Source organism: Pseudoalteromonas sp. MB47 (genome assembly GCF_011319765.1).
GTDB classification, from domain to species: Bacteria; Pseudomonadota; Gammaproteobacteria; order Enterobacterales; family Alteromonadaceae; genus Pseudoalteromonas; species Pseudoalteromonas simplex.
In genome coordinates, this window is the sequence record NZ_VFBD01000003.1 from 78,666 (window position 1) to 85,699 (window position 7,034).

At 42.3% G+C, this 7,034-nt stretch carries 7 protein-coding genes; 4 read left to right on the forward strand and 3 right to left on the reverse strand.

All coding sequences use genetic code 11. The features are described 5' to 3' along the window. Positions 1-196: 196 nt before the first annotated feature. Positions 197-1,279: an endonuclease/exonuclease/phosphatase family protein gene (locus tag IMPJCBKJ_RS00625; RefSeq protein WP_166338164.1), complete on the reverse strand. Its 1,083-nt coding sequence runs from the start codon at positions 1,277-1,279 to the stop codon at positions 197-199. Positions 1,280-1,382: 103 nt separating this feature from the next. Continuing rightward, positions 1,383-1,820 carry a hypothetical protein gene (locus IMPJCBKJ_RS00630; RefSeq protein WP_138600342.1) on the reverse strand — a complete coding sequence of 146 codons (438 nt, stop codon included), beginning with the start codon at positions 1,818-1,820 and terminating at the stop codon, positions 1,383-1,385. A gap of 251 nt (positions 1,821-2,071) precedes the next feature. Between IMPJCBKJ_RS00630 and rhlP the strand changes: the two genes are divergently transcribed. The 3 genes from rhlP to IMPJCBKJ_RS00645 all read left to right on the forward strand — a co-directional run bounded on the left by rhlP (position 2,072) and on the right by IMPJCBKJ_RS00645 (position 6,311). Further along, on the forward strand, positions 2,072-2,884 hold the full coding sequence (rhlP, locus tag IMPJCBKJ_RS00635) for a rhombotarget lipoprotein (RefSeq protein ID WP_166338166.1): 813 nt from the start codon (positions 2,072-2,074) through the stop codon (positions 2,882-2,884). Between the two features lie 88 nt (positions 2,885-2,972). Next, positions 2,973-5,030 (forward strand): TonB-dependent receptor, encoded by a 2,058-nt coding sequence (locus IMPJCBKJ_RS00640; protein ID WP_166338168.1) that lies wholly within the window; start codon positions 2,973-2,975, stop codon positions 5,028-5,030. Between the two features lie 66 nt (positions 5,031-5,096). Then, positions 5,097-6,311, forward strand: coding sequence for an MFS transporter (locus tag IMPJCBKJ_RS00645; protein ID WP_054552624.1), 1,215 nt, complete (start codon positions 5,097-5,099; stop codon positions 6,309-6,311). A gap of 14 nt (positions 6,312-6,325) precedes the next feature. Here IMPJCBKJ_RS00645 and IMPJCBKJ_RS00650 read toward each other — a convergent pair whose 3' ends face one another. Beyond that, positions 6,326-6,670: a GFA family protein gene (locus IMPJCBKJ_RS00650; protein ID WP_166338173.1), complete on the reverse strand. Its 345-nt coding sequence runs from the start codon at positions 6,668-6,670 to the stop codon at positions 6,326-6,328. A 95-nt stretch (positions 6,671-6,765) separates the two neighbouring features. On the opposite strand from IMPJCBKJ_RS00650, the gene IMPJCBKJ_RS00655 reads away from it, so the two are divergent. Next, a partial coding sequence (locus IMPJCBKJ_RS00655) for a helix-turn-helix domain-containing protein (RefSeq protein WP_166338170.1) occupies positions 6,766-7,034 on the forward strand: 269 nt, incomplete at its 3' end.

Below are 7,034 nucleotides of genomic sequence, written 5' to 3' on the forward strand. Positions count from 1 at the left end.
GAGCCCTTTCTTATATCTAATTGTCCGCCCTGAATAAGGTTATCACTTTTCATACCAATCCGCTTAATTAAGTAGTCTATTTTGAGGCAATAAAACCTCGTTGATAACAAGGCAAGAATTTCGTTATTTAGTTGTTCTAAATGAGAAATTTTTAACGCAGTTAGCGACAGGTTTTATCCCTCAAAATGATTAAGTATTATTGCGGGTTGGTATTAAACATTGGCACTTGTTGCTTCGAGGCTGCTGGCATTTTTAACTCATCCACTGCTTTTTCTTTATCAATCTGCTCTTGTTGTTTTTGATTGTCAGAATCGGGGTTATAAACAAGCTCTGTAAGCAGTGCAAAATGGTCTGAGCCATACTTTGCCAAACGCTCAATACGCTTAACACTAAACTCATTACTATGAAAAAGATGATCAAGTGGCCAGCGCATAAAGAAATAACTGGCATGAAAGGTATTAAAAAAGCCGCGGCCTTTACGTGGGTCTAACAAGCCACTAATACGCATAAACAAACGGGTACTTCGCGACCAAGCAACATCATTTAGATCTCCTGCAACAATACAAGGTCGCAGTCTGTTTTTAAGTGCTTTTGCTAAGATAATTAGTTCAGTATCACGCGGCCGTGAGCTGTCTTCTTCCGTGGGGCTCGGAGGTGCAGGATGGATAAAATGCCCTTGAACTTCTACGCCATCTGCATCTTCAAACAAAATATGGATTGAGGGGATATCGCTTTCTATAAGCTCACAAACTTGCTGTTGTTTAATTTTAAACTTGCTGTACAAGTGCATACCATAACGATTATCTTTTGGGCAGTACACTCGATACGGGTATTCTTGCTCTAAACTGCTCAGTTCGTTCTGCCAAGTTTGATCAGACTCTAACGTAATGAGTAAGTCTGGTTGGTGCGTGTTAACTAAAGCAATGAGTTTGTCATATTCGCTGTTCGACATCAGTACATTTGCCGACATAATGCGAATACTGTGCTTATCGGTTTTATTGCTTGAAGCAACTTCTTTATTAGCGAACCTTGTGTAAGGGTAAATCCAGCCAACTTGTAAAAGCAACACGACGATACTCGCCAGAGCACAACCAATATAAGGCGCGGAGCCCGTGCGACTGATTAAATAGCTTGCAGCAATTAAACTCGCACAAGCAAGGTAAACCACTTGCAAGCGTACAAAGTCACAACTGCGAATTAAATAATGTTGGGAATATGAAAATGGCAATAAGGTAATTATCAGTAAAGCGAATACAACTGCCCCTAAAGTAATTATCATTAACTTCCCTCGTTAAATTTATTATTATCTTACAAGTCTAGCATTTACGTCTGAACAATATATTAAAATTAATAAAAAAGCCGCTAAGCGGCTTTTCACAGGATTAACGATGGCGAGTAACGATTGATAAAATCTCTCGCGTATCGTGTACTAGATGAATAAGGCGGTCATCGATTTCGATGGCAATAATGCCATTTCGGTCGCGACGTTTAATCACTCGCCCATGACGATATATATCACGGTCAAGAATATCACCATGGCGATAACGCTTATACCAACCAGGTGGTAAGCCACCACCATACCCTACTTTTTTGTATAAACCGGGTGGTAAGTCACGGTAGCTGTAATGGTCGTATCTATCGTAACGATCATGTCTGTCATGATGATGGTGATGTTTGTGGTGTTTTTTATGTTTTTTATGCTTTTTACGTTCGTGCTTATGTTCGTATCTATCGTGGTCACGATCATGTTTCGCGTTTGCTTCCATAGGTATCAAACTCAAACCTAAAACAGCAACTGAGATAGTAATTAATTTATTCATAAAAGAGACCCTCAACGTTTGCTCTTGATAAAAAGCCTAACGTTTTAGCCTGAATCATAGATGAAGGGTTACAATTTAAAAACGTAACTGTTTACATATCAACACATTAGAAAGCTAACCTTTACATTTCTTTAAACTTCTTTGGCACTATTTACGAAAAATCGAGTCTGAGTTACAGTTCCGTTTGAGGCGTTTGTCGTTATATTTGCAACATAAACAAAGGCTTCCTCACAACATAATAAGGATAATTTATGAATGTTCTAAAATGGTGTTTGGTCATTAGTATTACTGCACTAACGGGCTGTAGTGCCATGATGAGCCAATATGGCAATCAAAAAACGCAATCAAGTTCATTGGTTGAGTACCTTTACCCAGACCAACAAGATAGAGCTGCACACCAAGCAACGATTCCAACTTTGAACTTACCAGCCACGGTAGGGATTGCCTTTATTCCTAACAAGTACAATGATGGCTTGCATCATGGTGATGAAATCGCACTGCTAAATAAAGTTAAAAAGCAGTTTATGCAATATGACTACATAGACCGTATTGAAGTGATCCCAAGTACTTATTTAAAAGGCAGCGAGGGATTTACCGCATTAGAACAAGTATCTCGATTATATGATGTGGATATTATGGCGCTTGTTTCATACGACCAAGTGTCGCAAAGCTTAGAAAATAACGCTGCATTTTTATATCTAACGATTGTTGGTTTATATGTGATTCCGGGCAATGAGAACTCAGTACAAACCTTTGTAGATACTGCCGTATTTGACGTGAAAAGCCGAAAAATGCTGTTTCGCGCGCCAGGTATTCATAAAGCAGAGCAACGCAGTACAGCAATTGGCATCGATGAAGTCGCTAAAGAGCAGTCGCTGGCAAGCTTTAATGGCGCTGTTGATGACATGATCACGAATCTCGATGCTGAATTAGCGCAATTTAAAACCCGCGTAAAAGAAGAAAAAGTAGCCAATGTCACACACAGAAATGGCAGTGGCGGCAGTAGCTTATTCTGGTTAGTGGCAGTACTGGCAGGTTTTGCCGTACATCGCCGTAGTGCATAACAGACAAAGTTATTAATCGAGAAAGCTTTTACCCATCCTAAAAAGCAGTTACCCTTTGGTTTTTGTTGTACCTAACCAAAGGGTTTTCATGAAGTTGTCGATACTTTCAGTGCTTGTGGGCACCTCATTATTTAACCAACAAGCCATTGCAAATAATGAGCTAGAACATATTACAACGACCGCATCACGCAGCGAAGTATTGGCAGATCCATTGCCTGTAGTGGTCAGCAGTATTTCACAGAAGCAACTGGCGCTTATCGCTCCAACTCACATTGAACAAGCCCTTAAACAGGTTGCTGGTGCTAATCTTCAACACGGTAACGGCCAAGAGTATTTACCCGCTTTACGTTCGCCTGTACTTTCTGGCGCAGGTGCATGCGGTGGCTTACTTACTGCCGAAGACGGTATTCCACTTCGCGCAGCTGGTTTTTGCAACATCAATGAATTATTCGAAGCCCACACTGAAATGGCTGAACGCATCGAAGTACTGAAAGGCCCGGGTTCTGCACTTTATGGTTCAAACGCTGTACATGGTGTAGTCAACGTGATCACTCCAGATACAACCTATAACCACAACCAACTTGGTTTTGATTACGGCTCGTTTGGCTACACCCGCTACAAACTAGGTGCGGGTCGTGATTTTGGCCAACAAGGTATAGGTATTAATGCCACTATTACTCGAGATACGGGTTATCGTAATGACGAAAGTGTTGATCAAGAAAAGCTATCACTACGTCACCGTTTTGATGGCGAAAAACTAAGTGTAAGTACAGGCCTGACTTACACCCATTTAGATCAACAAACAGCTGGCTACATAGAGGGCTTTGAAAGCTACAAGGATAAGCAAATAGCTCAGTCTAATTTTGATCCTGATGCATTTCGTAAAGCCCGCTCTTTGCGTGTTTGGTCAAAGCTAAATTGGACACAAGATGAGGCTAACAGTTTTACCCTAACGCCTTATATCCGCGACCAAGACATGACCTTCTTTAAGCATTTTTTACCGGGTACTCCCCTTGAAGAAAATGCTCAGCAAGGTGTTGGTATACAATCAAGCTGGCAGCACAAGTTAACCGGCTCTAGCCTGTTAACTGTTGGTTTTGATGGTGAGCTTACAGATGCTGACTTTTTACAATATCAAGACAGTCCCACTCAAGGCTCAGCATTTTTAGTCGCCACCGTGCCTCAAGGCAAACATTATGATTATCAAGTAACAAGCACCCTATTAGCACCGTTTGTGAACCTTGATTGGCAACTTGATGAGTTACTTATCAGCCTGGGTGGTCGATACGAGCGTATGCGTTATGACTACGACAACCATATGTTGGCTGGCCGCACAAAAGAAGATGGCACAGCATGCGCCATGGGTGGGTGTCGCTATTCTCGACCAGAAAGCGGAGAAAATCGCTTTACTAACTTTTCACCTAAGCTTGGTTTAAGCTATCAATATGCTGAAAACCAGTTTATCTACGCCAATGCTTCAGAAGGTTATCGAGCACCGCAAGCGGCAGAGCTTTATCAGTTGCAACGCGAACAAAATGTCGCAGATCTTAAATCTGAAACAGCTAAAAACCTAGAGCTTGGTTTAAAAGGTCAACAAGCACAGCTGCATTATGTAGTTAGCATTTATGCAATGAATAAAAAGAATACCATTTTCCGCGACAGTGATTTTTATTACGTCAATGATGGCCAAACTCAGCATCGTGGTGTTGAGCTTGAGTTAGCTTATGCCATTACGCCAAGTCTATCGATGCAATTAGCCGCGAGCCACGCCAAACATACATACAGTTATGACCAAGTACTCAGCGGGATTAACATCAATGGTAATCTCATTGATACTGCTCCACGTAACATCGCAAACTTACAGCTACTTTGGCAAGCAAACGACATGACACGTGTTGGTCTTGAGCTACATACCACCAGCAGCTACTTTACTGATCCTGAAAACCAGCATAGTTACCAAGGCCACTCATTAGTAAATTTACGAGCGGCGTGGCAGCTAACAGCTAACCTTAGTGTGACGGCACGAATAAACAATTTAACCGACGAGCGTTATGCAGAGCGCGCTGACTACACCACATTTAGTGGCGACCGCTACTTTCCGGGTAGACCGCGCAATGCCATGTTATCAGCAAGTTATCAGTTTTAAATAACCGCATTTTTTGGTGAGCTATCTCATAGTTCACCCACGCTGTTTCGTGTTTTGGTATGATAAATGTACCTCTTGCTATTACTCCTAAACAGCGTGACATCTTCTCAAAATCTAATTCGTAACCTTCTTTTAGTGCTGGGCATTTTTCTTATTGCAGCCAGCTTACGAGCCCCGATCACTGGCATTGCACCGGTACTTGAACAGATCATTGAACAGTTTCAGTTAAATGCATCGCAAGCCGGCATGTTGACGACTTTACCTTTAATCGCGTTTGCCATTGCCTCACCTATGGCGGCAAGTCTTGCTAAAAAGTGTGGCCTTGAAATATCACTGTTTATTGCCCTTGTACTCATAGGTATAGGGGTTGTCTCTCGGGTTATTGATTCTGCCACCGTGCTTTTTATTGGTACCGCAGTAATTGGTGTCGGTATCGCGATTGGTAATGTGTTATTACCAAGCCTAATAAAGCGTGACTTTCCACACAAAGTGGCAGTAATGACGTCGAGTTATGTTTTGGCGATGGGCATATTTGGTGGCAGCTATTCAGCACTCATCATTCCGCTCGCTGAATACAAAGAACTTGGCTGGCAATTGGCGCTTGCCAGTTATGCTTTACTGGTTGTGCTGGCTATTATGGTGTGGTTACCACAACTTAAGCAACATACCATGCCAAAACAGGCATATGTGTCAAACAATACACAAAACAAAATTTGGCACTCTGCACTGGCTTGGCAAATCACCTTATTGCTCGGCTTTAACTCCTTTTTCACTTATATCATGCTTGGTTGGCTACCCAGTATTTTAATAGAAGGTGGCCATAGTGCGCAGCACGCGGGCGCTTTGCAAGGCGCCTTTCAAGTAGCCTCTGCGCTACCAGGTATTGTGCTTATTCCACTACTTGCCAAATTAAAAGATCAACGCATCTTAACGCTAAGCTTGGCATTACTTGGCGCGCTTTGTTCTGTTGGATTATTAGTTGCACCTAGTTTTGCGATGCTTTGGTCAGTCACCTTAGGTTTTTGCTCAGGTGCCTGTTTTATCTTAGGCTTATCATTTGTAAGCCTACGTACTCATGACTCAATGCAAGCCGCTGCGTTATCGGGTATGGCGCAATGTATCGGGTATTTATTGGCTGCCACAGGCCCTATTATTGCGGGCGCCTTACATAGTTATTTCAACAACTGGGCGGGAGCACTTTGGCTGTGTATGGCATCAAGCCTATTGTGTGCTTTATTTGGTTACTTAAGTGGTCGAAATATCACCATCGGCCAACAATAAATATGAAACCGCAGCTATTTAGGTGCGGTTTCAAAGGCGCTCATATTACTCAGGTTATCGAGCCAAGGTTTATGTGAGCGATACCAAATATGCGCTTTAGGGATGAGCTCATCAGCTTGCTCTACGGCGCCAATACGTAAGCCATAAATACGTTCACCTGCACCGACAGAAGTCGCGTACAAAGCTGTACCACAATTACCACAAAACCCTTGCGCACGTTGGTTGCCACTTTCAGCTATTTTTATATATTCTTTTGGCTTAGCACCTGTAAAGGTAACTCCATCTGGCACAGACACCACAACCGTACGAAAAGGCGCACCTGAGATAATACCATTCCGCTTAAATATCTGATCTAATATAGGCTATATAAAATCACCGGCTAATAACATTGAATTCAAACATATCTGAACAGCTTTTAGCGCTTTCTCGAAAAGAACCAAACGCACGAAAACGCATGCGATTGCTCGCAGTGTCTTTATTTTATGAGGGTAATAGCCGAACCGATATTGCAAAACGTCTAAACACTGCAAGAAGTAGTGTGAATAAATGGGTTTCTAGTTACCTAGAGTATGGGCTTGATGGTTTAGACAATAAGCCTATTCAAGGACGTCCATCAAGGCTGCAACAGCGGCAACTTGAACAACTGTCTGAATTTATAAAGCGCACGAACACAGAACTACGTGGTGGCCGCCTTACCGGTGAAGACATTGTGCATTACATTCA